This is a genomic window from Streptomyces sp. NPDC003697, from assembly GCF_053587115.1.
The window spans coordinates 17,246-39,354 of sequence record NZ_JBSFNN010000067.1; the positions used below are offsets into that span (position 1 = coordinate 17,246).

Sequence of the window (22,109 nt, forward strand, 5' to 3'; positions counted from 1 at the left end):
CGAGCGAGGACATTCAACGCCATGACGTCAGGGACCAGCCGACGAGCCGAGCGGGCTGAGCTCCTCGGGACGCGCCGCACAGGACGAGCACGCGCCGTGGGCGCGGTCGTCGGCGCCCTGGCTGCCGCAAGCGTGGCGTTCGCGCCGAACGCCACCGCAGCCGACGCCCAGTCGAAGCAGTGGTACCTGGGTGCGATGCAGGCCGAGCAGATGTGGAAGGTCAGCACGGGACAGGGCGTCAAGGTCGCCCTCCTCGACACCGGGGTGAACGCCGGCACGCCTTCCCTGAAGGGACAGGTACTCGCCCACGAGGTCCCTCAGCAGGTCGCCTACCACCCGACGGACGACTACTCCGGCCACGGAACGAGCATGGCAGAACTCATCGCCGGCACGGGCGCGGGCGGAGGCCTCAAGGGACTGGCCCCAGGGGCGAAGATCGTCCCCTACCGAGTCGAACTGGAAGGGCTCAAGGGGACGGAGGAGCAGCGGAAGACTCCCGAGCCCTCGGAGGCGCTCAGAGCGGCCGCCGACACCGACGCGAAGATCATCAGTATGTCCTTCGGGGGCATGACCACCGACGAGGACGAGGCGGCGATCAAATACGCCGCCTCGAAGGGGAAGCTGCTGATCGCCGCTGTGGGGAACAACGCAGCCGACGGGGGGAGCGGGTTCATCGACTACCCGGCCGGTTTCCCCTACGTCGTCGGGGTAGCGGCCGCGGACAAGTCGCTGGAGGTGTCGAAGTTCTCCTCGCACGGAGGCTACGTGGACCTCGCGGCACCGGGTGAGGGATTCCCCGGGTACTGCGACGCCGTCCTCCGCTCCTACTGCGACCGCAAGGGCACCAGTGCCGCGGCCGCTCTCACCTCGGCCGCCGCCGCGCTGATCTGGTCCGCCCACCCGGACTGGACGGTGAACCAGGTCACCCGCGCGCTGATCGACACGGCCGGGCGGACATGGGCGAAGGACAACCCGAGCAAGTACGCCGGCTACGGCTTCATCCGGCCCCGTGTGGTCCTCGAGGACTCGGGGTACGACGCGGGCCCGCCGAACGTCGACCCCTTGGCGAAGGAGAACGGCGGTGACCTGCTGGCGAAGTCCGCGGCCAGGAACTCCACGTCGTCGTCCGCGCCGTCCTCTTCCGCACCAGCCTCGTCACAGGCTCCGCAGAAGGGTTCGACCGGCGGCACATCTGCGGCAGGATCAAGCGCGGAAGCGTCGAACGACAGCAGCACGCTCTGGATCGCGCTGGGGGCTGCCGCCGCCGTACTCGTGATCGGCGGCGCGGGCTTCGCCGTCCTGCGGGCGCGCCGGGCGAGGTGAGGGCGGGGGTCGCCGAGCCGGACGCCCGGCGCCGTCCCGCCTGCCGCGAAGCCCGCCCGGGCCGGGCTCCACGAACCAACACAGCGTGTTCACCGCCCGCCCGGCGGTGGGCCGAAGCAACTGACCAGGAAACGACAAGGAAAGGGCGGGCTGGTCATGGTTGACAAGCAGAAGCTCGAAGACGGCGCAGTAAGCAAGCTGCAGAACGACATGTTCCTGAAGTACGAGAACATCCGGGGCCGTGTGCACCGCCTCCAGCAGGTCATCGACAGCCTCGAGGGGCAGTGGCAGGGCATCGGCCGCGCCGCGTTCGACAAGAAGCAGTACGAGATCAACGAGTCCATGCAGAACATCGGCAGGATCCTCGGCGACGTCATCGAGGCGATGACGAAGACGCGCGAGATCAAGGACACCAAGGAAGACGACGTGCGCGCCGCCATGAACAAGATCAGCCTTCAGGACGGCGCCTCCACGGTCTCCCCCTTCAGCTCGTACTGAGCCCGGCGACTTCGCAGGTGATCCGCCGGACAGCCGGCACCCATCAGACAGACACGAGCGAGACGAGGTAGACAGACCATGGCCAACAACTCCGATGGGCTGAGCGTCACTTACAGTGCCCTCGACGCCACGGCGACCAAGATCGGTAACGAGGCGAAGGCGCTGGAGCAGGACCTGCAGGAACTCAAGCAGATGGTCGTGCAGAGCCTGCAGTACTGGGAGGGCGAGGCCCAGGGCACCTTCAACGAGAAGCTGCAGAAGTGGGACAAGGAAGCCAACGACATCCACACCGCCCTCACCGGCATCGGTCACGTCGTCCACACGGCCGGCGGTGACTACATGGCGGGCGACAAGCAGGCCGCCAGCTACTTCCGCTAGAGACGACGGTTCAGAGGTATCCCGGGGTGGGCGCGCGCGGGAGGCGCCCACCCCGTTGCCGTGAGCCGTGAGCCGTGAGCCGTGAGCCGTGAGTCGTGAGTCGTGAGCCGTGAGTCGTGAGCCGGGTCACCGCCGTTGTCGTGCGCCGGGGCGCGGACCCGGGGTAACCACCGTTGTCGTGCGCCGCGAGCCGGGTTACCGCCGCTGTCGTGCGCCGGGGGCGGGGTCCGGATCACCGCCGCCCCCGACCGACCACCGGGTCCCGGCCGGAACCAGGCCGCCGGGCGGCACGGTGCCGCGCCGCCCGGCGGCCTGGCCGGCTCAGTCGCCGACCAACCCGACCTGCACCAGCGGCCGCCCCTGCTTCCGTGATACGAACACGCCCCGGCCCGCCGGCATCGCCCGCGGCCGTACGCCGCCGAGCAGGTCCCCCTCGCCGGGGTCGCCCGCGAGGACCACGCCCTGGGCGCCGAGTTCCTTGATCCGCTGCATGAAGGCCTCGTAGCCGGCACGGCCCGCGCCCGCCGTCGAACGGGCGATGATGAAGCGCACGCCGACGTCCCGGGCGAAGGGCAGCATGTCGGTGAGTCCGGCCATCGGGTTGCCGCTGGAGGTGGACACGAGGTCGTAGTCGTCCACGACCACGTACACCGTGGGACCGCGCCACCAGCTGCGGTCCCGCAGCTGCTCGGGAGTGACGTCCGAGGTCGGCGTGCGGCGCTGCATCAGGTCGGCCAGCGCGTCCATGTGGTGCTGCATCTGGTTGGACATGGGGATGTACTCCGCCAGATGCGAGGATGGGGTCACCCCCAGCAGCGAGCGGCGGTTGTCGACCACGAACAGCTTGCAGTTGTTGCCGTCGTAGCGCTCGGTGAGGCCCTTGATGAGCAGCTTCAGCAGGTTCGACTTGCCGGACTCGCTCTCGCCGAAGACGAGGAAGAACGGGTCCTGGTCGAAGTCCACGAACACCGGCTCCAGGTTGTCCTCGTCGAGGCCGAAGGCGATGCCGCGCTGCGGGAAGCGGTCGCCTGGCGGCAGCTGGGCGGCCGGGAACTCGCGTGGCAGCAGGCGGACTTCGGGTGCGCCGGGCTGTTGCCAGTGGCGGGTGACCTCGGCCGTCAGTGCCGCCGTCGCGTCCGCCAGGTCCGTGTCGGAGGACAGGCCGTCGATCCGCGGCACCGCGGCCATGAAGTGCTGCTTCTGCGGCGTCTGGCCGCGACCGGGCACGCCCGTGGGCACGTTGGCGGCGGCCTTCCGGTCGAACTCGGAGTCCATGGGGTCACCCAGCCGCAGCTCCAGGCGGTTCATCAGGTGGTCCTTCATGTTCGCACGGACCTCCATGGAGCGGGAGGCGGTGAGGATCAGGTGGATCCCGTAACCCAGTCCGCGGGCCGCGATGTCCAGAACCAGGGGTTCCAGCGCCTCGTAGTCGGAGCGGAAGTTGCCCCAGCCGTCGATCACCAGGAACACGTCGCCCCACGGCTGGTCGGCGATCGAGATGTCGCCCCGCGCGCGGCGGGTGCGGAACTCCGCCATGGAGGAGACGCCGGCGCTGCGGAAGTACTCCTCGCGCCGGGTCATCACGCCGTACACCTCGGCCGCCGTGCGCCGGACCTTCTCGGGGTCCAGGCGCGAGGCCACCCCGCCCACGTGCGGCAGGCCGGCCACCGACGACATGCCGCCGCCACCGAAGTCCAGCCCGTAGAACTGCACCTCGTGCGGGGTGTGGGTGAGCGCGAACGACGCCATGACGGAGCGCACCAGCGTCGACTTGCCCGACTGCGGACCGCCGAGGATCTGCATGTGACCCGCGGCCCCGCCGAAGTCCACCCAGAGCGGGTCACGCCGCTGCTCGTAGGGCTTGTCCACGATGCCGACGGGGATGACGAGCCGGCCCGCGCCCTCGTAGCCGGGCTGGGTCAGGCCGCGGTTCGGCACGGGCGCGAGGCCGGGCAGGAGCGAGTCCAGCGACGGCGGGCTGTCCAGCGGCGGCAGCCACACCTGGTGCGCCGCCGGCCCCTGCGCCTCCAGCCGCCGCACGACCACGTCGAGGACGGTGTCGGCGAGCGCGTCGTCCTTCTCGTCGCGCTCCGGCTCCCGGCGCTGCCGCGGCACGGGCGCGTAGTGCACCGGCACCTCGGCCGCCGTGAACAGCACCGGCCTGCGGTCCACCGGGAGCGGCCCGCCGAGCGCCGCGGCCTGCTGGGAACTGGTGCGGTACACGCCGGAGACGTACGCCGCCTTGAAGCGCACCATCTCGTCGGTGCCGAACTTCAGGAAGCCGGAACCCGGCACGTTCGGCAGTTCGTAGGCGTCGGGGACGCCGAGCGCGGCACGCGACTCGGCCGCCGAGAACGTCCGCAGGCCGATCCGGTACGACAGGTAGGTCTCCAGCCCGCGCAGCCGGCCCTCCTCCAGGCGCTGCGACGCGAGCAGCAGGTGCACGCCCAGCGACCGGCCGATGCGGCCGATCTGCACGAACATCTCGATGAAGTCCGGCTTGGCGGTGAGCAGTTCGCTGAACTCGTCGATCACCAGGACGAGCGAGGGGATCGGCTGGAGCGGGGCTCCGGCCGCCCGCGCCTTCTCGTAGTCGTGGATGTTGGCGTAGTTGCCCGCGTCGCGCAGCATCTCCTGGCGGCGGTTGAGCTCGCCGCGGATGGAGTCGCCCATCCGGTCGACGAGGGTCAGGTCGTCCGCGAGGTTGGTGATGACGGCCGCGACGTGCGGCAGCTGGGCCATGCCCGCGAAGGTCGCGCCGCCCTTGAAGTCCGCGAGAACGAAGTTCAGCGTCTCGGAGGAGTGGGTCACCGCCAGGCCGAGGACGAGCGTGCGCAGCAGCTCCGACTTGCCGGATCCGGTCGCGCCGACACACAGGCCGTGCGGGCCCATGCCCTCCTGGGCCGCCTCCTTCAGGTCGAGCATCACGGGCCGGCCGTCCTCGCCGACGCCGATCGGCACGCGCAGCCGCTCGGCCTGGGCACGAGGCCGCCAGGTCCGCTTCGGGTCGACGGAGGCCGCGTCGCCCAGGTTCAGCAGGTCCGTGAACTCCAGGTTCGCCAGCAGCGGCTCGTCGTCGTCCCCGCCGGACGCCACCCGCAGCGGCGCCAGCTGCCTGGCCAGCGCCTCCGCGGCCTCGTACGACAGGACGTCCGGCGTCCCCTCGTAGACCATGCCGTGGGCGGACTCCAGGCGCAGCTCCTCGGGATGCACGACGACGGACAGGTCGCCGCGTCCGGCGGTGAGCTCGCCCGGCACGACTTCCAGGACCGTCACGCCCTGCAGGCCCTCGGGGGCGGCCAGCAGCGACGTGGGTGTGAGCGAGACGCCGTCGAGCACGACGACCAGGTGCGGCTGCTCGGGGACGGGCGGCCCGCCGGGGTGGAAGCGCGGCCGGCCCTGCAGACGGGCGGCGAGCAGGTCCTCCAGCTCCGCGGGGTCGGTCGTGATCAGCCGCCGGCTGCCCGCCCCGTCCGCGACGCCCGTCGCCTGGCTGTGCGGCAGCCACTTGGCCCACTCCCACTCGGGGACGGTGTCCCGGTGGGCGGCGACGGCGACGACCAGGTCCTCGGGGGAGTGCAGCGAGGCGAGCGAGCCGACGAGAGCCCGGGTGGTGCCGCGCACGGTCGTGGGCTCGCCGCTGACCGTCACGTGGTAGAAGGCCCGCAGCGACACCGCCATGGGCAGGTGCTCGAGGGTGCTGTGGGTGGCCAGGAAGCGCTGCATCGCGCCCGCGGTCAGCGGTTCCAGCTGGTCCACCGGCGCGGTCTCCGGCGGGAGCAGGGGAGTGGCCAGGGACTGCGGCCCGAGACCCACGCGCACCTGCCCGAAGTCCTCGTCGCCGGTGCGCCGCTCCCACACCCGGCTGCCCTCGGCGACGAGGGCCCACAGTTGCTCAGGTGAAGGGTGCAGGTAGTACTGGGCGTCGCGCTGGACCTTCGCGGTGTCCATGGCGGCGCGCCGCGTCTGCGACAGGTAACGCAGGTAGTCGCGCCGGATGTCGGCCATCTGCCCCTGGTTGCCGCGGCGGTAGCGGACCAGCATGGAGATGCCCATGGCGATCGTGGAGGCCACCATCACCATGCCCATGATCTTCATGAAGGGCTGGGCCTGGGGATTGAAGAAGAACACCACCGAACCGCCCATGCCCAGCATGGGCAGCAGCTGCATCAGCGCGCCCTCCTGCTGTCCGCGCGGGAGTTCCGGCGGGGGCTGGAGCACGACCTCTTCCGTGGGCACTTCCTTCGGCAGTGCCCGCGGTGGGCGCTTGACGACGATATGGCTCACTGCACACCAATTCCCTTGCCCGACCGAGGTGTTCTGTCCGCCGCCCCGTGTCAGGCGGACGCCGATCGCGAACCGCGATCCTACTGACAACCACCGGCGCCGACGGGCGGTAGGGTGCCGGTGAGACGTGTGAGCGTTTGCGAACCCGCCGGGCGAAGAAGGGCAATTCGCGACGTTCGTAGCGGGCGCCTGCCGCACCTCACGGGTGGGACGGCGCAGTTGACCGGCAGTGGGGGAGACGCGGCACGACCCCCACCGGAACGTACACAGCATCTTCACGGCCGGACGTGCGCGGCGGCGTCACGACCGGCCCACCACCGACGAGGGGGAACAGCAGGTGAGCATGACGGCCTCCGCGCCGGCCGGCAACAACGCCGGACCGGGCTCCGGAGCCCCTTCGGGGGCGGGCACGGGTTTCGGATTCTGCCGGGTGACCATCGTGGCACCCGACAGCCGCATCGACGTGGCACTGCCCGACGACGTACCGGTCGCCGACCTGTACCCGGAGATCCTGCGGCTGTCGCAGCAGAGCCCCGCCGAGGGCGCACCCGTCGGCTACCACCTGGTCCGCCGCGACGGCACCGTCCTGGACAGCGCCCGCTCCTTCGCGGCCCAGCGCATCCTCGACGGGGAACTGCTGACGCTGCGTCCGTTCGCCGAGTCGCTGCCGCCCGCCGTCTTCGACGACGTCTCCGAGGCCGTCGCCTCCGCCGTCACCCGTGACCGCGCCCTGTGGAACGGCGACCTGACCCGGGCGGCCGGCCTCGTCGCGGGCGGCGTGCTGCCCGCGCTGCTCGCCTTCGTGGCGTGGAGCTCCCAGCTCCGCCACGACATGCACAGCCTGCAGGGTGTCCTCGCCGCCGTCGCCGGAGTGCTCCTGACGGCGATCGCGTGCGTCCGCGCGCGGGTGTACGACGACCGCGGATCCGCGGTCGCCCTCGGCCTCGGCGGCCTGCCCAACATCGCCGTGGCCGGCTCCGGACTGCTGCCGCTCACCGACGGGCAGGGCATCGGACGGCTCCAGTTCCTGCTCGCCTGCACGGCGGTCCTGGTCGTCTCCGTGGTGCTCACCCTCGTCTCGCCGGGCGGCGACGGGCCCTTCGTGGCCTGCGTCCTGGCCTCCACGATCGGCCTGATCACCACCTTCGTCGCGATCCTCACCGACCTCAGGCCCATCGAGACGGCCGCCGTCTGCGCCCCGCTCTCCGTGGGCGCGCTCGCCTTCCTGCCCGGGCTGTCGATGCGTTTCGCGCGCCTGCCCATCGGCTTCGACGCGCCCAACCCCTCCCGCGGCTCCTACGCCCAGGGCGAGCCGACCGCGCACGAGCCCGTCGACGCCGAGCGCGTCGCGGCGCGGGCCCGCCGCGGCCACGAACTCCTCGTCGGCCTCGTCGGCGGCTGCGCGCTGGTCTCGGTGGGCGCGTCGATCGTGCTGGGCTTCTCCGGCGACGTGTGGGCGCAGCTGCTGGCCCTCGCGACCGGAGTGGCGATGCTCATGCGGGCGGGTCTGTTCCGCTACACCGCTCAGGTCGCCGCCACCCTGGCCGCGGGCCTGGCCGCCCTCGTCTTCCTCGGCATCGGACTGGCGCTGAACCCGCCGCTCGGCTACGTGCGCGACGCGCTGCAGGGCGACACCACCGCCCTCGACATCCGCAGCGTCTGGCTGGTGGCGGCCGTCGGCGCGGCCGGCGCCCTGGTCACCGCGATCGGTCTGATCACCCCCAAGCGCGGAGTCACCCCCTTCTGGGGCCGCTTCCTGGAGATCGCGGAGAGCTTCGTCCTGCTCACGCTGGTCCCGCTGACCCTGGCGGTGTTCGACGTGTACGCGACCGTACGGTCGATGACCAGCTGAGGCGAGCCGGGCCGGACCCGGCCGGCCGCGACGGGCGGCTGGGACGGCCGTCAAGGCAGCCGCCCAGGACGGCCGGCCGGGGACGAGCGGCTGGAACGGCCGCGACGGCCGACCGGAACGACCGGCTGAAACGACCGGACGGGATGGCCCGGACCGCCGAATCGGCATCCGGGACGGCCGGACCGGACAACCGACGACCGGTGACCGGCCGACCGGACGGAACGAGACAACTGGACGAGACGGCCGGTCAGGACGGCGGGGGCGGCCGGCTGAGGCATCCGCCCGGGACAGCCGGCCGCCCGGCCCGGCAACGAGAGGTGCCCGGCACGTGAGCTTCGGCCCACCCCCTTCCCCCTTCACCCAGTCCGCCGTCGCGGCCGACCGGGCCGCGCGGCGCCGCCGCACCACAGTGCTGGGCGGCGCCCTGGCCGTCGTCCTGGCCGTCGCGGTGTGCGTCGGCGGCCGGCTCCTGTGGTCCGCGGGGGACCACGACGCGCCGGCCGGTGACGGCAAGGCGGCCGCCGCGCAGCGGCCGGACGAGGTCCGTGAGACGGCCGACCCCATTCCCGGCTCGCCCGAGGGACGGCTGCTGGTCGACTACAGCGAGGACGGCCTCGCCGGCACGGTCAAGGGCCAGCCGCGGTACGCGCCGGGCACCTGGGCCACGGACAAGGTCGTGGCCAAGGGCATCGGTCACGACATCGTGGGCCTCACGACCGGGGGGAGCGGCGACGAGAAGGCCTGGACGCTGAAGCTGGACGGCCACCTGTGCGCCACCAGCAGGCACATCACCGCCGACGGCCGCACCGCCGTCGTCGTGCAGCCCGCGAGGCCCGGCGGGACGAAGGCGTCCGGCGTGTGCGACGAGGTGGTGTTCTTCGACGTCGACACCGGCAAGAAGCTCTGGCAGGCGACGATGCCGTCGGCGCGGTCCGCCTTCGTCACCAACACGAACGTGACGCTCACCCGGGGTGTGGTCGCCGTCGCCTGGGGCGAGGGCTCGGTGGCCTACGACATGCGGACCGGCAGGCAGCTCTGGAACGGCACCACCGCCTCCGCCTGCGAGGACAGCGGCTTCGCCGGCGGCCGCGGTCTGCTGGCCCTCGAGAAGTGCGGCCGGGCGCCCGACACCACCTACCGGGTCGAGAAGCTCGATCCGCGCACCGGCAGGACCGAGTGGACGTACGAACTCGCCGACGGCGTGCAGGACGTCTTCCTGCCCTCGGCCGACCCACCCGTGCTCGCCGTCGCGGCGGGCGACAGTCTCGTCACCGACCTGATCACACTCGACGGGCACGGCAAGCGCCTCGCCACCGTCTCGATGAGCGGCTACGACCCCGGGTGCGGGGTGCGGAGCATGAGGTTCTTCGGCTCGGTGGACCGCTGCGAGGGCGTGGTCGTGGGTCCGCGGCAGGTGTACGTGGTGAGCGAGGACAACGTCGAACCGGCGCAGGCGGCGAACTGGATCGTGGCGTTCGACCTGGCGACCGGGAAGAGCGGCCGCAAGTTCGACGGGCGTCCCGGTGAGCCGCTGACGCCGGTCCGGATGAACGGTGACGACCTGCTGGTGTTCCGGCGCAGCTACCTCGAGGTCGAGCCGTCCGCGGTGGTCAGCTGGGATCCGCGCACCGGCAGACAGACGCCGTTCCTGCTCTTCGGGCTTCCGTCGGACGACGCCGGGCAGCTGGGCGACGCCGGACGGTCGGACATCCTCGTCGAGGGCGGCCGGGTCTTCTTCGCGAAGTCGCAGCTGGAAGCCGACAGCGAGTCCCCCGACGACCCGGTGCGGGTGGTCCTCGGCGTCGGCAGCGCAGGGCGGGGCGACTGACCGGACGGCCGCGGGGGCGCAAGCCGGCGGAGGGGCGACGGCCGAGAGGGGCGGCACACATGACGTGTGCCGCCCCTCTCCGCATCCGCGCGCCGCCGGGCCGAGCCGGGCGCCCCGTTCACTCGACCGCGAGCCCCCCGTTGTGCGGCGCCGGCTCCAGGTCGAACTCGCCGTCCCGCGCCCCCAGCACGAACGCCCGCCACTCCGCCTCCGTGTACCGCAGGACGGTGTCCGGGTCGAGGGACGAGCGCATGGCCACGGCGCCGCCGGGAAGGCGGGCGATCTCGACCCGCTCCTCGTGCTCCTCCGTGCCCGGCGCGCACGTCCACTCCACGTCCGAGATGTCGAGGGCGTAGAGCTCGTCCCGCTCCCGCTCCTTGCGCGCCTTGATCTCCGCTTCCGTCTCCGCCATGCCGCAGCGACCCCTTCCGACGTCTACGGTCCGATGTACGGTCCGAGCGCTCACCCTAGTGGCCTCCGCCCCCGGGACGGAGCGGTTCCCGGACCGCGGCAGGAGGCCCCGCCACGGCCTGGTACCCTCAGTGACGGCCGTTCGTGTACGCACCTCCGGAACCCATGCCGAGACATCCTCCCGTCGCACCGACGGGGTGGCCGTCCCGGATCTGGAGGCCGCGCCCAGCGGATCCCGCCTTCCGAGTCATGGAAGTCCCCCCGAGGAGAAGACCGGGGGCACTCGGTGGCCACTCACACACCATGAGGAGTACGCGTGTCGCTCGACGCCGCTACGAAGAAGCAGATCATCGCCGACTTCGGTACCAAGGAGGGCGACACCGGCTCCCCCGAGGTCCAGGTCGCCATGCTGTCCCGTCGGATCTCCGACCTGACCGAGCACCTCAAGATCCACAAGCACGACCACCACTCCCGCCGTGGTCTGCTGATCCTGGTCGGTCAGCGCCGCCGCCTGCTGCAGTACCTCGCCAAGAAGGACATCCAGCGCTTCCGTGCGCTGGTCGACCGCCTCGGCATCCGCCGCGGTGCGGCGGGCGCCAAGTAAGACGCCGTGAAGGGAGCGGTTCCCACGACGAAGGGGGCCGCTCCCTTTGCTGTACGTACGCGAGGACCCGCACGCGGACCTCGCGGAAGGGTCCGCCGTACGTGCGGAGACGTGCGGAGTGTCACCGCCCCTTTGTAGTGTGGTATCAGACGCACCACGCATGACACAGCGTGAGACGGCCACCCGTAAGGGGACGGCGGGATCACGCACGACGAACGAGGAGGAGCGCACCTCGCCGCCGCCGGTCCTCGGTAGTGGCCCCCGGGGGGACTGAGCCCCGGGTGCTTCGATCGAAGACCGGCCCGCACCAGACGGCGCGCTTCTCCGCCACCGTCCCCCCGCCACACGGGCGAGGAGGGGCGAAAGACGACAAGTAACGGAGAAAACGCTAGTGGAGAACGAGACCCACTACGCCGAGGCCGTCATCGACAACGGCTCCTTCGGCACCCGCACCATCCGCTTCGAGACGGGCCGCCTGGCCAAGCAGGCCGCCGGCTCCGCCGTGGCGTACCTGGACGACGACACCATGGTGCTGTCGGCCACCACCGCGTCGAAGAACCCCAAGGACCAGCTCGACTTCTTCCCGCTCACGGTGGACGTCGAGGAGCGCATGTACGCGGCGGGGAAGATCCCCGGTTCCTTCTTCCGCCGTGAGGGCCGCCCCTCCGAGGACGCGATCCTCACGTGCCGCCTCATCGACCGCCCGCTGCGCCCGTCCTTCAAGAAGGGCCTGCGCAACGAGATCCAGGTCGTCGCCACGATCATGGCCCTCAACCCCGACCACCTGTACGACGTCGTCGCGATCAACGCCGCGTCCGCGTCCACGCAGCTGGCGGGCCTGCCCTTCTCCGGCCCGATCGGCGGCGTCCGCGTCGCGCTGATCAACGGCCAGTGGGTGGCCTTCCCGACGCACACCGAGCTCGAGGAGGCCGTCTTCGACATGGTGGTCGCCGGCCGCGTCCTGGAGGACGGCGACGTCGCCATCATGATGGTCGAGGCCGAGGCCACCGATAAGACGATCCAGCTGGTCAAGGGCGGCGCCGAGGCCCCCACCGAGGAGGTCGTCGCCGCCGGTCTGGACGCCGCGAAGCCCTTCATCAAGGTGCTGTGCAAGGCCCAGTCGGACCTCGCCGCCAAGGCCGCCAAGCCGACCGCCGAGTTCCCGATCTTCCTGGACTACCAGGACGACGTCCTGGAGGCGCTCAGCGCCGCCGTCCGTCCCGAGCTCGCCCGGGCGCTCACCATCCCCGGCAAGCAGGAGCGCGAGGCCGAGATCGACCGCGTCAAGCAGCTCGCCGCCGAGAAGCTCCTGCCGGAGTTCGAGGGCCGCGAGAAGGAGATCTCCGCCGCGTACCGCGCGCTGACCAAGTCCCTGGTCCGTGAGCGCGTCATCAAGGAGAAGAAGCGCATCGACGGCCGCGGTGTCACCGACATCCGCACCCTGGCCGCCGAGGTCGAGGCCATCCCGCGGGTGCACGGCTCCGCCCTGTTCGAGCGTGGTGAGACCCAGATCCTGGGCGTCACCACCCTGAACATGCTCCGCATGGAGCAGCAGCTGGACACCCTCTCGCCGGTGACCCGCAAGCGCTACATGCACAACTACAACTTCCCGCCGTACTCCACCGGCGAGACCGGCCGCGTCGGCTCCCCCAAGCGCCGCGAGATCGGCCACGGCGCTCTCGCCGAGCGCGCCCTGCTCCCGGTCCTGCCGGCGCGCGAGGACTTCCCCTACGCGATCCGCCAGGTCTCCGAGGCCCTCGGCTCCAACGGCTCGACGTCGATGGGTTCCGTCTGCGCCTCCACCATGTCGCTGCTGAACGCCGGTGTGCCGCTGAAGGCCCCGGTCGCCGGTATCGCCATGGGCCTGATCTCCCAGGAGATCGAGGGCGAGACGCACTACGTCACGCTGACCGACATCCTCGGCGCCGAGGACGCCTTCGGCGACATGGACTTCAAGGTCGCCGGCACCAAGGAGTTCGTGACCGCCCTCCAGCTCGACACCAAGCTGGACGGCATCCCGGCCTCCGTCCTGGCCGCGGCCCTGAAGCAGGCCCGCGACGCCCGCCTGCACATCCTCGACGTGATGATGGAGGCCATCGACCGGCCCGACGAGATGTCGCCGCACGCCCCGCGGATCATCACCGTCAAGATCCCGGTCGACAAGATCGGCGAGGTCATCGGCCCCAAGGGCAAGATGATCAACCAGATCCAGGAGGACACGGGCGCCGAGATCACCATCGAGGACGACGGCACGATCTACATCGGTGCCGCCGACGGCCCGTCCGCCGAGGCCGCCCGCGCCACGATCAACGGCATCGCCAACCCGACGATGCCCGAGGTCGGCGAGCGCTACCTCGGTACGGTCGTGAAGACGACCACCTTCGGCGCGTTCGTCTCCCTGCTCCCCGGCAAGGACGGTCTGCTGCACATCTCGCAGATCCGCAAGCTCGCCGGCGGCAAGCGCGTGGAGAACGTCGAGGACGTCCTCGGCGTGGGCCACAAGGTCCAGGTCGAGATCGCCGAGATCGACTCCCGCGGCAAGCTGTCCCTCATCCCCGTGATCGAGGGCGAGGGCGAGTCCGACGGCGGCTCCGCCGCGGGCGACGAGACGAAGAAGGACGACGCCGACAAGTGACGTCCCGTGGCTCCAAGGCGACGGCCCGCATCTCCCCGGAGGCGCGGGCCGTCGCCCGTACCCAAACACTCATCAAGGGCACGAGCGGCATCGGCACGGTCCGCAAGACCACCCTCCCCGGCGGTCTGCGCATCGTCACCGAGACCCTGCCCTCCGTGCGCTCGGCGACCTTCGGCATCTGGGCGCACGTCGGCTCCCGTGACGAGACGCCGTCGCTGAACGGCGCCACGCACTACCTGGAGCACCTGCTCTTCAAGGGCACCAGCCGCAGGTCCGCCCTGGACATCTCCTCCGCCGTCGACGCGGTCGGCGGCGAGATGAACGCGTTCACGGCGAAGGAGTACACGTGCTACTACGCACGCGTACTCGACACCGACCTGCCGCTCGCCATCGACGTCGTCTGCGACATGCTCACCGGCTCGCTGATCCAGGAGGAGGACGTCGACGTCGAGCGCGGCGCGATCCTCGAGGAGATCGCGATGACCGAGGACGACCCGGGCGACTGCGTGCACGACCTGTTCGCGCACACCATGTTCGGCGACAGCGCGCTCGGCCGGCCGGTCCTCGGCACGGTCGACACGGTGAACGCCCTGACCGCCGACCGCATCCGCCGCTTCTACCGGAAGCACTACGACCCGACGCACCTCGTGGTCGCCTGCGCCGGCAACGTCGACCACAACAAGGTCGTGCGCCAGGTCCGGACCGCCTTCGAGAAGGCGGGTGCCTTGAGGACCTCGGACGCCACCCCCCTCGCCCCGCGCCACGGCAGCCGCAGCATCCGCACCGCGGGCAAGGTCGAACTGCTCGGCCGCAAAACCGAGCAGGCCCACGTCGTCCTCGGGATGCCGGGCCTGTCCCGCACCGACGACCGGCGCTGGGCCCTCGGCGTGCTGAACACCGCCCTCGGCGGCGGCATGTCCTCCCGCCTGTTCCAGGAGGTCCGCGAGAAGCGCGGCCTGGCCTACAGCGTCTACTCGTACACCTCCGGCTTCGCCGACTGCGGCCTGTTCGGGGTGTACGCGGGCTGCCGCCCGAGCCAGGTGCACGACGTGCTGAAGATCTGCCGGGACGAACTCGACCACGTCGCCGAGCACGGTCTGTCCGACGACGAGATCGCGCGTGCCGTCGGCCAGCTCCGGGGCTCCACGGTCCTCGGCCTGGAGGACACGGGTGCGCTGATGAACCGTATCGGCAAGAGTGAGCTGTGCTGGGGCGAGCAGATGTCCGTCGACGACATGCTGGCCCGGATAGCCGCGGTCACCCCGGACGAGGTCCGGACGGTGGCCCGCGAGATCCTGGGACAGCGGCCGTCGCTGTCGGTCATCGGCCCGCTCAAGGACAAGCAGGCCGCCCGTCTGCACGACGCCGTGGCGTGAGCCCGGCGCCGGCGGGGACCACGCGGCGCGAAAGTCCCGGAAGCCGTCCTCGGTGAGGCCCGGAAAGCGTCTTCGGTAAGGAAGCAGGAGAGATGAGCAAGCTGCGCGTGGCGGTCCTCGGTGCGAAGGGCCGGATCGGGTCCGAGGCGGTCCGGGCGGTCGAGGCCGCCGAGGACATGGAGCTGGTGGCCGCCCTCGGCCGGGACGACAAACTCGAGACGCTGGTGGAGACCGGCGCCCAGGTGGCGGTCGAGCTGACCACCCCGGCCTCGGTCATGGGCAACCTCGACTTCTGTGTCCGGCACGGCATCCACGCCGTCGTCGGCACCACCGGCTGGACCGACGAGCGCCTCGCCCAGCTGCGGAGCTGGCTCGAGCAGTTCCCCGGCACAGGCGTGCTCATCGCCCCGAACTTCTCCATCGGCGCCGTGCTGACCATGAAGTTCGCGCAGATCGCCGCCCCGTACTTCGAGTCGGTCGAGGTCGTCGAACTGCACCACCCCAACAAGGCGGACGCCCCCAGCGGGACCGCCACGCGCACCGCCCAGCTCATCGCCAGGGCCCGCGCCGACGCCGGCTCGGCCCCCGCTCCCGACGCCACGGTCACCGCCCTGGACGGCGCCCGCGGCGCGAACGTCGACGGCGTGCCCGTGCACGCGGTGCGCCTGCGCGGCCTGCTCGCCCACCAGGAGGTCCTGCTCGGCGGCGAGGGCGAGACCCTCACCGTCCGCCACGACTCCCTGCACCACAGCAGCTTCATGCCGGGCATCCTGCTCGGCGTGCGCCGCGTGGTGACCACTCCGGGCCTGACCTTCGGCCTGGAGCACTTCCTCGACCTGAACTGAGTCCGGCACCCTCATGCGCGCGAAGATCACCTACCTCGTCACGGCCGCCGTCCTGGTCTTCTACTTCGTCCTGGTCGGCAGCCGCGGCGTGATGCTCATCCAGTCCGGCACGCCCGTGACGGTCGCCTTCGGGATCGCGGTGCTGATCCTGCCGCTGATCGGGGTGTGGTTCCTCTGGAAGAACACCCAGTTCGTCCGCAGGGCCAACCAGCTCGCGGCCGAGCTCGACGCCGAGGGCGGCCTGCCCGTCGACGACATGAAGCGCGCCCCCAGCGGGCGCATCGACCGGGACGCGGCCGACGAGGCCTTCGCCCTGCGCAGGGCCGAGACGGAAGCGGCTCCCGGCGACTGGCGCACCTGGTTCCGCCTCGCGGTCGCCTACCACGACGCCCGTGACACCCCGCGGGCCCGCAGGGCGATGCAGCGCGCCATCGCCCTGCACGACGGCAAGCCACTGGAGCGCGCCTGACGGCCGTACCGGATACGCCGGTGAGTCTCAGCGGCTGATACGCCGGCGGCCCGCAGCGCCCGGAGCGCCGGTGGGCCGCAGCACGGGATACGCCGGTGGGCCGGACCGCACCGGCGGCCCGGCCCACCGGCGTCCGTATGGGATCAGCCCCGGCCGTACTCCTCGGCCCACGCCTCCACGGCGTCCGCCGCCCGGTCGAACGCCTCCACACGGGCCAGGAAGTCGGCGTTGTGCGTGGTGAGCAGGGTCGTGTCCGCCTCCGCGCGGCCCTTGTGGACGAGCACCAGCGCCTGCCCCTGCACCGTGCGCGGCAGCCCGAGCCAGCGCACCGGCCCCTGCACCGTCCGGACGGCGGCGACGCGCGCCCAGGGCGTCGTGCGGCGGACGAGGAAGCGGACGTGGCGCAGCCCGAGGGAACTGACCCACACGCCCATGTACAGCAGCCGCAGCGCGCCGGCGAGGACGGCGAGCGCCACGCACAGCGCCACCACGACGGAGGCCGGAGCGCCGGTCAGCGCCGTGACGACCGTCGCGAAGAGCACGAACGAGGCGAGCAGCAGCAGGAGCGCCGCCGCGCCCACCCGCCACGGCCCGGGCCGGTAGGGGCGCCGCCAGCGCTCACGGTCGTCGTACGGCAGGGCGACGTCGTCCGCGGTGTCGAAGGCGCGGTCGGCCGTCAGGAAGGGCAGGGGCACGGCTGGTCCTCACTCCGTACACGGGGGCTGTGACCGGTGAGGCTATCCGCCTGTGTCCCCGCTCACCACCCTTGAGGGTCCAAGGGGGTGCGGGCCCGGGACAGTCCGGGGCCGGGGGAGTGCCGGGACGGACCGCTCAGCGCCCGTGCGCGGCCTGGGACTGCGGTGCCGGCGCGGTCGAGTGGTCGACGGACAGCGCGGGGATCCCGAAGATGAGGGAGCCCGCGAACGCCGCGACGATGGTCAGGCCCAGCAGACACCGCCCGGCTATCGTGCCCGCGGACGCCCGCTGACGGGGCGGGGGAGCGACATTGCTGCGAAACCTGTCGGCTTCGGCGACGAAGGCGAACGGTACGGTCTCGCGCCGGTGGAACATCGGGCCACGGCTCCTTCCTGTGGGTGCGGTGATCGGTGACCGGTGATCCGTGACGGGACAAGCGGCTTCCACCAGGACAGACGAGTGAGTGTCCGGAAAGGTGCCCGCTTCCATGCATTCGCTGGACTTCACCGTCGATGTCGCACCGCGGCATCGAACGACCCGATGTCGGTGCGGGGCCGTAGAGTGGGCGCCGTTCGAAGAAGTGAAGGAAGGGACCCTGCCCGCCGTGACCGACACCCCCGCCGACGACCTGAAGCCGAGCTTCCGCAGCGACGTCACCGTCGAGCTGGTCAAGCACACCGCCGCGGACGCCGACGTGCTCTTCGCCGCGCGTGTCTCGACGATCGGCGAGCAGTCCCTGGACGAGCTGGACAAGGACCCGCAGCGGTCCAAGGGCCTGATCAACTACCTCATGCGGGACCGGCACGGCAGCCCCTTCGAGCACAACTCGATGACGTTCTTCATCAGCGCTCCGATCCTCGTCTTCCGCGAGTTCATGCGGCACCGCGTGGGCTGGTCGTACAACGAGGAGAGCGGCCGCTACCGCGAGCTCCAGCCGGTCTTCTACGTCCCCGACGCCTCCCGCAAGCTCGTCCAGGAGGGCCGTCCGGGCAAGTACCGGTTCGTCGAGGGCACCGCGGCCCAGCAGGAGCTCGTCGGCCGGGCCATGCAGGACTCCTACCGCCAGGCGTACGAGGCCTATCAGGAGATGCTCGCCGCGGGCGTGGCCCGCGAGGTCGCCCGCTCCGTCCTCCCGGTGGGCCTGTACTCCTCGATGTACGCCACGTGCAACGCCCGCTCGCTGATGCACTTCCTCGGTCTGCGCACGCAGCACGAGCTGGCGAAGGTGCCGTCCTTCCCGCAGCGGGAGATCGAGATGGTCGGCGAGAAGATGGAGGCCGAGTGGTCCCGTCTGATGCCGCTCACCCATGCCGCCTTCAACGCCAACGGCCGCGTCGCCCCGTAGCCCGTACGCGTACTTCCGCCAGGGACAGATGTACGGGTCAGCCTCGCGAGGTGTCCGTATTGCGGCATTTCGAGAAGTTCATCTAGCCTGATCGAACGGGCCCGGCACTGCCTGAACCCCCGAGCAGGCAGTGCCGGGCTCCCCCTTCGTCCGGACCGGCACAGGCCCCAAGGGCAGACCACCCCATGAGCAGCGAGTAGCGTGTTACCCATGGCTCCGACCTCGACTCCGCAGACCCCCTTCGGGCGGGTCCTCACCGCCATGGTCACGCCCTTCACGGCGGACGGCGCACTCGACCTCGACGGCGCGCAGCGGCTCGCCGCCCACCTGGTGGACGCCGGCAACGACGGCCTGGTCGTCAACGGCACCACCGGCGAGTCACCCACCACCAGCGATGCGGAGAAAGCGGACCTCGTCCGCGCGGTCCTGGAGGCGGTCGGAGACCGCGCCCACGTCGTGGCCGGCGTCGGCACCAACGACACCCACCACAGCGTCGGCCTCGCCCGCGCCGCCGAGAAGGCCGGCGCGCACGGGCTGCTGACCGTCACGCCGTACTACAACAAGCCCCCTCAGGAGGGCCTGTACCGGCACTTCACGGCCATCGCCGACGCCACCGGGCTGCCGGTCATGCTGTACGACATCCCCGGCCGCAGCGGCGTCCCCATCAACACCGAGACGCTCGTCCGGCTCGCCGAGCACCCCCGGATCGTCGCCAACAAGGACGCCAAGGGCGACCTCGGCCGCGCCGGCTGGGCCATCGCCCGCTCCGGCCTCGCCTGGTACTCCGGCGACGACATGCTCAACCTGCCGCTGCTCTCCGTGGGCGCGGTCGGCTTCGTCTCCGTCGTCGGCCACGTGGCCACCCCGGAGCTGCGGGCCCTCCTCGAGGCCTTCACCTCCGGCGACGTCCAGAAGGCCCTCGAGATCCACCAGAAGCTGCTGCCGGTCTACACCGGCATGTTCCGCACCCAGGGCGTCATGACCACCAAGGCCGCGCTCGCGCTGCAGGGACTCCCCGGCGGGCCGCTGCGGCTGCCGATGGTGGGGCTCACGCCCGAAGAGACCGAGCAGCTCAAGATCGATCTTGCCGCCGGCGGGGTACAGCTCTGACAACGAGACTTCGCGGGACGTCCCGCGCGCACGGCGCCGTACAAGGCTTCACAACTGAATAAGCGGGCCACCGGTGCCCGCGACACGACAACTGCTTCTGCACGAACGTCACGCGCGCCACGGGCCCACCGGTACGTGGCGCGTGTGGTGAGGAGAGTCTTTTGAGTCATCCGCACCCTGAACTGGGCTCGCCCCCGCCGCTCGCCGACGGAGGCCTGCGCGTCACCCCGCTCGGCGGTCTCGGCGAGATCGGCCGGAACATGACGGTCTTCGAGTACGGCGGCCGCCTGCTGATCGTCGACTGCGGAGTGCTCTTCCCCGAGGAGGAGCAGCCCGGAATCGACCTGATCCTGCCGGACTTCACGTCCATCCGGGACCGTCTCGACGACATCGAGGGCATCGTCCTCACCCACGGCCACGAGGACCACATCGGCGGCGTTCCCTTCCTCCTCAAGGAGAAGCCGGACATCCCCCTGATCGGCTCCAAGCTGACCCTCGCCCTGATCGAGGCGAAGCTCCAGGAGCACCGCATCCGCCCCTACACGCTCGAGGTGGCGGAAGGCCAGCGCGAACGCATCGGCCCCTTCGACTGCGAGTTCGTCGCGGTCAACCACTCCATCCCGGACGCCCTCGCGGTCGCCATCCGCACCCCGGCGGGCATGGTCGTCCACACCGGCGACTTCAAGATGGACCAGCTTCCGCTGGACAACCGGCTGACGGACCTCCACGCCTTCGCGCGGCTGAGCGAGGAGGGCATCGACCTGCTCCTCAGCGACTCGACGAACGCCGAGGTCCCCGGCTTCACGCCGCACGAGCGCGACATCTCCGGTGTGCTGCGCCAGGTCTTCGCCGGCGCCAGCAAGCGGATCATCGTGGCCAGTTTCGCCAGCCACGTCCACCGCATCCAGCAGATCCTGGACGCGGCGCACGAGTACGGTCGCCGGGTCGCCTTCGTGGGGCGCTCCATGGTGCGCAACATGGGCATCGCCCGGGACCTCGGGTACCTGAAGGTTCCGCCGGGCCTGGTCGTGGACGTCAAGACGCTGGACGACCTGCCCGACAACGAGGTCGTCCTGGTGTGCACGGGTTCGCAGGGCGAGCCGATGGCCGCGCTGTCGCGCATGGCCAACCGCGAGCACCAGATCCGCATCGTCCAGGGCGACACGGTGATCCTCGCGTCGTCGCTGATCCCCGGCAACGAGAACGCGGTGTACCGGGTCATCAACGGCCTGACCCGCTGGGGCGCCAACGTCATCCACAAGGGCAATGCCAAGGTGCACGTCTCGGGCCACGCCTCGGCCGGCGAGCTGCTGTACTTCTACAACATCTGCCGTCCGAAGAACCTCATGCCGGTCCACGGCGAGTGGCGTCACCTGCGCGCCAACGCCGAGCTGGGCGCCCTGACCGGTGTCCCGCACGACCGCATCGTCATCGCGGAGGACGGCGTCACCGTCGACCTCGTCGAGGGCAAGGCCAAGATCTCCGGCAAGGTGAAGGCCGGATACGTCTACGTCGACGGCCTCTCGGTCGGCGACGTCGGCGAGCCGGCGCTCAAGGACCGCAAGATCCTGGGCGACGAGGGCATCATTTCGGTCTTCGTGGTGGTGGACTCCACCACGGGCAAGATCACCGCTGGTCCGCACATCCAGGCCCGCGGCTCCGGTATCGAGGACTCCGCCTTCAGCGGCGTCCTGCCGAAGATCGCGGAAGCCCTGGAGCGCTCGGCTCAGGAGGGCGTCGCGGAGACGCACCAGATGCAGCAGCTGATCCGCCGCACGCTCGGCAAGTGGGTCTCCGACACCTACCGGCGCCGGCCGATGATCCTGCCCGTCGTGGTGGAGGTCTGAGCAGAGGCACGACTGCTCGCACACGTCAGCAGGAGTGGGGCGCCCCGGCACACCGGGGCGCCCCACTCCTGTACCGGCCACGAGACGCGGGCGGCCCTCGGCGAGGTACCGGCCCGGCTTTTGCGCAGGTCGGAGCACGTGCGGCCGGACGCCGGCGGGCGCCTGGCCGACCCTGGCCAAAAATCTTGCGCGGGCTACTTGACACCCCTCTGCCCGATCCGTAGAGTTCTTCGAGTTGCCACGGAGTCGTAGTGCTCCCGCAGCGACCGTCTGCCGCACGAGCGGCACCCTCACACCACAGCACGATCACCCGGCCGGGTTGCATTCGGCATCCCCGAATTCGATTCGAACGGGTCCCTCTGATCCCTGATCGGCGCCCTCACGGCCCGATTGGGAATCGCCGGGACAACGCGCTAAGGTTTGAGGCGTCGGAAGGGCTCAACGGCCCTGAGGACAGCCCCCGCTGACTGGGGATCAGGCCGAAAAGGGTCTGGTAGAGTCGGAGTCGCTGGAAAGGGAAACGCGGATGCGGGAACCTGGAAAGCGCCGAGGAAATCGGATCGGGAAGATCTGATAGAGTCGGAAACACCGAAGGGAAGCGCCCG

17 protein-coding genes are annotated in these 22,109 nt (G+C 71.0%); 13 read left to right on the top strand and 4 right to left on the bottom strand.

The genetic code is table 11. From position 1 onward, the window contains the following. The first annotated feature begins 96 nt into the window (after positions 1 to 96). The 3 genes from ACWDNY_RS23280 to ACWDNY_RS23290 all read left to right on the top strand — a co-directional run bounded on the left by ACWDNY_RS23280 (position 97) and on the right by ACWDNY_RS23290 (position 2,199). A complete protein-coding gene (locus ACWDNY_RS23280; RefSeq protein ID WP_451647743.1) occupies positions 97 to 1,323 on the top strand; it encodes a S8 family serine peptidase in 1,227 nt (408 codons plus the stop codon). Between the two features lie 156 nt (positions 1,324 to 1,479). Then, positions 1,480 to 1,821 (top strand): WXG100 family type VII secretion target, encoded by a 342-nt coding sequence (locus tag ACWDNY_RS23285; RefSeq protein ID WP_451647728.1) that lies wholly within the window; start codon positions 1,480 to 1,482, stop codon positions 1,819 to 1,821. Positions 1,822 to 1,899: 78 nt separating this feature from the next. Continuing rightward, positions 1,900 to 2,199: a WXG100 family type VII secretion target gene (locus ACWDNY_RS23290; protein WP_451647729.1), complete on the top strand. Its 300-nt coding sequence runs from the start codon at positions 1,900 to 1,902 to the stop codon at positions 2,197 to 2,199. A 321-nt stretch (positions 2,200 to 2,520) separates the two neighbouring features. Here ACWDNY_RS23290 and eccCa read toward each other — a convergent pair whose 3' ends face one another. Then, the gene (gene eccCa, locus ACWDNY_RS23295; protein WP_451647730.1) at positions 2,521 to 6,486 is read right to left on the bottom strand and encodes a type VII secretion protein EccCa; all 3,966 of its coding nucleotides are present in this window, start codon (positions 6,484 to 6,486) and stop codon (positions 2,521 to 2,523) included. A 343-nt stretch (positions 6,487 to 6,829) separates the two neighbouring features. On the opposite strand from eccCa, the gene eccD reads away from it, so the two are divergent. Continuing rightward, on the top strand, positions 6,830 to 8,338 hold the full coding sequence (eccD, locus tag ACWDNY_RS23300; RefSeq protein WP_451647744.1) for a type VII secretion integral membrane protein EccD: 1,509 nt from the start codon (positions 6,830 to 6,832) through the stop codon (positions 8,336 to 8,338). Between the two features lie 328 nt (positions 8,339 to 8,666). Beyond that, positions 8,667 to 10,166 carry an outer membrane protein assembly factor BamB family protein gene (locus tag ACWDNY_RS23305; protein ID WP_451647731.1) on the top strand — a complete coding sequence of 500 codons (1,500 nt, stop codon included), beginning with the start codon at positions 8,667 to 8,669 and terminating at the stop codon, positions 10,164 to 10,166. Between the two features lie 118 nt (positions 10,167 to 10,284). Here ACWDNY_RS23305 and ACWDNY_RS23310 read toward each other — a convergent pair whose 3' ends face one another. Beyond that, positions 10,285 to 10,578 (bottom strand): DUF397 domain-containing protein, encoded by a 294-nt coding sequence (locus tag ACWDNY_RS23310; protein WP_451647732.1) that lies wholly within the window; start codon positions 10,576 to 10,578, stop codon positions 10,285 to 10,287. 315 nt (positions 10,579 to 10,893) lie between these two features. On the opposite strand from ACWDNY_RS23310, the gene rpsO reads away from it, so the two are divergent. The 5 genes from rpsO to ACWDNY_RS23335 all read left to right on the top strand — a co-directional run bounded on the left by rpsO (position 10,894) and on the right by ACWDNY_RS23335 (position 16,506). Beyond that, positions 10,894 to 11,181, top strand: a complete 288-nt coding sequence (rpsO, locus tag ACWDNY_RS23315; protein ID WP_451647733.1) for a 30S ribosomal protein S15 — start codon at positions 10,894 to 10,896, stop codon at positions 11,179 to 11,181. A 391-nt stretch (positions 11,182 to 11,572) separates the two neighbouring features. Then, positions 11,573 to 13,816, top strand: coding sequence for a polyribonucleotide nucleotidyltransferase (locus ACWDNY_RS23320; RefSeq protein WP_451647734.1), 2,244 nt, complete (start codon positions 11,573 to 11,575; stop codon positions 13,814 to 13,816). Further along, the gene (locus ACWDNY_RS23325) at positions 13,813 to 15,192 is read left to right on the top strand and encodes a M16 family metallopeptidase (RefSeq protein WP_451647735.1); all 1,380 of its coding nucleotides are present in this window, start codon (positions 13,813 to 13,815) and stop codon (positions 15,190 to 15,192) included. Before ACWDNY_RS23320 ends, ACWDNY_RS23325 begins: the two co-directional genes overlap by 4 nt. A 92-nt stretch (positions 15,193 to 15,284) precedes the next feature. Then, entirely contained in the window at positions 15,285 to 16,037 is a 753-nt protein-coding gene (dapB, locus tag ACWDNY_RS23330; RefSeq protein ID WP_451647736.1) for a 4-hydroxy-tetrahydrodipicolinate reductase, read from the top strand. Positions 16,038 to 16,050: 13 nt separating this feature from the next. Next, a complete protein-coding gene (locus ACWDNY_RS23335; protein WP_451647737.1) occupies positions 16,051 to 16,506 on the top strand; it encodes a hypothetical protein in 456 nt (151 codons plus the stop codon). Between the two features lie 143 nt (positions 16,507 to 16,649). On the opposite strand, the gene ACWDNY_RS23340 is transcribed toward ACWDNY_RS23335, so the two are convergent. Continuing rightward, on the bottom strand, positions 16,650 to 17,201 hold the full coding sequence (locus ACWDNY_RS23340; RefSeq protein ID WP_451647738.1) for a hypothetical protein: 552 nt from the start codon (positions 17,199 to 17,201) through the stop codon (positions 16,650 to 16,652). A 136-nt stretch (positions 17,202 to 17,337) separates the two neighbouring features. Continuing rightward, positions 17,338 to 17,577: a hypothetical protein gene (locus ACWDNY_RS23345; RefSeq protein WP_451647739.1), complete on the bottom strand. Its 240-nt coding sequence runs from the start codon at positions 17,575 to 17,577 to the stop codon at positions 17,338 to 17,340. Between the two features lie 229 nt (positions 17,578 to 17,806). Between ACWDNY_RS23345 and thyX the strand changes: the two genes are divergently transcribed. The 3 genes from thyX (at position 17,807) to ACWDNY_RS23360 (ending at position 21,504) form a co-directional block, all read left to right on the top strand. Continuing rightward, positions 17,807 to 18,547 (top strand): FAD-dependent thymidylate synthase, encoded by a 741-nt coding sequence (gene thyX / locus ACWDNY_RS23350; RefSeq protein WP_451647740.1) that lies wholly within the window; start codon positions 17,807 to 17,809, stop codon positions 18,545 to 18,547. A gap of 210 nt (positions 18,548 to 18,757) precedes the next feature. Next, positions 18,758 to 19,657 (top strand): 4-hydroxy-tetrahydrodipicolinate synthase, encoded by a 900-nt coding sequence (dapA, locus tag ACWDNY_RS23355; protein WP_451647741.1) that lies wholly within the window; start codon positions 18,758 to 18,760, stop codon positions 19,655 to 19,657. A gap of 161 nt (positions 19,658 to 19,818) precedes the next feature. Then, positions 19,819 to 21,504 (top strand): ribonuclease J, encoded by a 1,686-nt coding sequence (locus ACWDNY_RS23360; protein ID WP_451647742.1) that lies wholly within the window; start codon positions 19,819 to 19,821, stop codon positions 21,502 to 21,504. Positions 21,505 to 22,109 lie beyond the last annotated feature (605 nt).

What these genes read in the sequence shown, in the direction of transcription:
- dapA (WP_451647741.1), top strand. Translation starts at nt 18,758, where the DNA reads ATGGCTCCGACCTCGACTCCGCAGACCCCCTTCGGGCGGGTCCTCACC.
- ACWDNY_RS23285 (WP_451647728.1), top strand. Translation starts at nt 1,480, where the DNA reads ATGGTTGACAAGCAGAAGCTCGAAGACGGCGCAGTAAGCAAGCTGCAG.
- ACWDNY_RS23345 (WP_451647739.1), bottom strand. Translation starts at nt 17,577, where the DNA reads ATGTTCCACCGGCGCGAGACCGTACCGTTCGCCTTCGTCGCCGAAGCC.
- ACWDNY_RS23310 (WP_451647732.1), bottom strand. Translation starts at nt 10,578, where the DNA reads ATGGCGGAGACGGAAGCGGAGATCAAGGCGCGCAAGGAGCGGGAGCGG.
- dapB (WP_451647736.1), top strand. Translation starts at nt 15,285, where the DNA reads ATGAGCAAGCTGCGCGTGGCGGTCCTCGGTGCGAAGGGCCGGATCGGG.
- eccD (WP_451647744.1), top strand. Translation starts at nt 6,830, where the DNA reads ATGACGGCCTCCGCGCCGGCCGGCAACAACGCCGGACCGGGCTCCGGA.
- ACWDNY_RS23335 (WP_451647737.1), top strand. Translation starts at nt 16,051, where the DNA reads ATGCGCGCGAAGATCACCTACCTCGTCACGGCCGCCGTCCTGGTCTTC.
- ACWDNY_RS23290 (WP_451647729.1), top strand. Translation starts at nt 1,900, where the DNA reads ATGGCCAACAACTCCGATGGGCTGAGCGTCACTTACAGTGCCCTCGAC.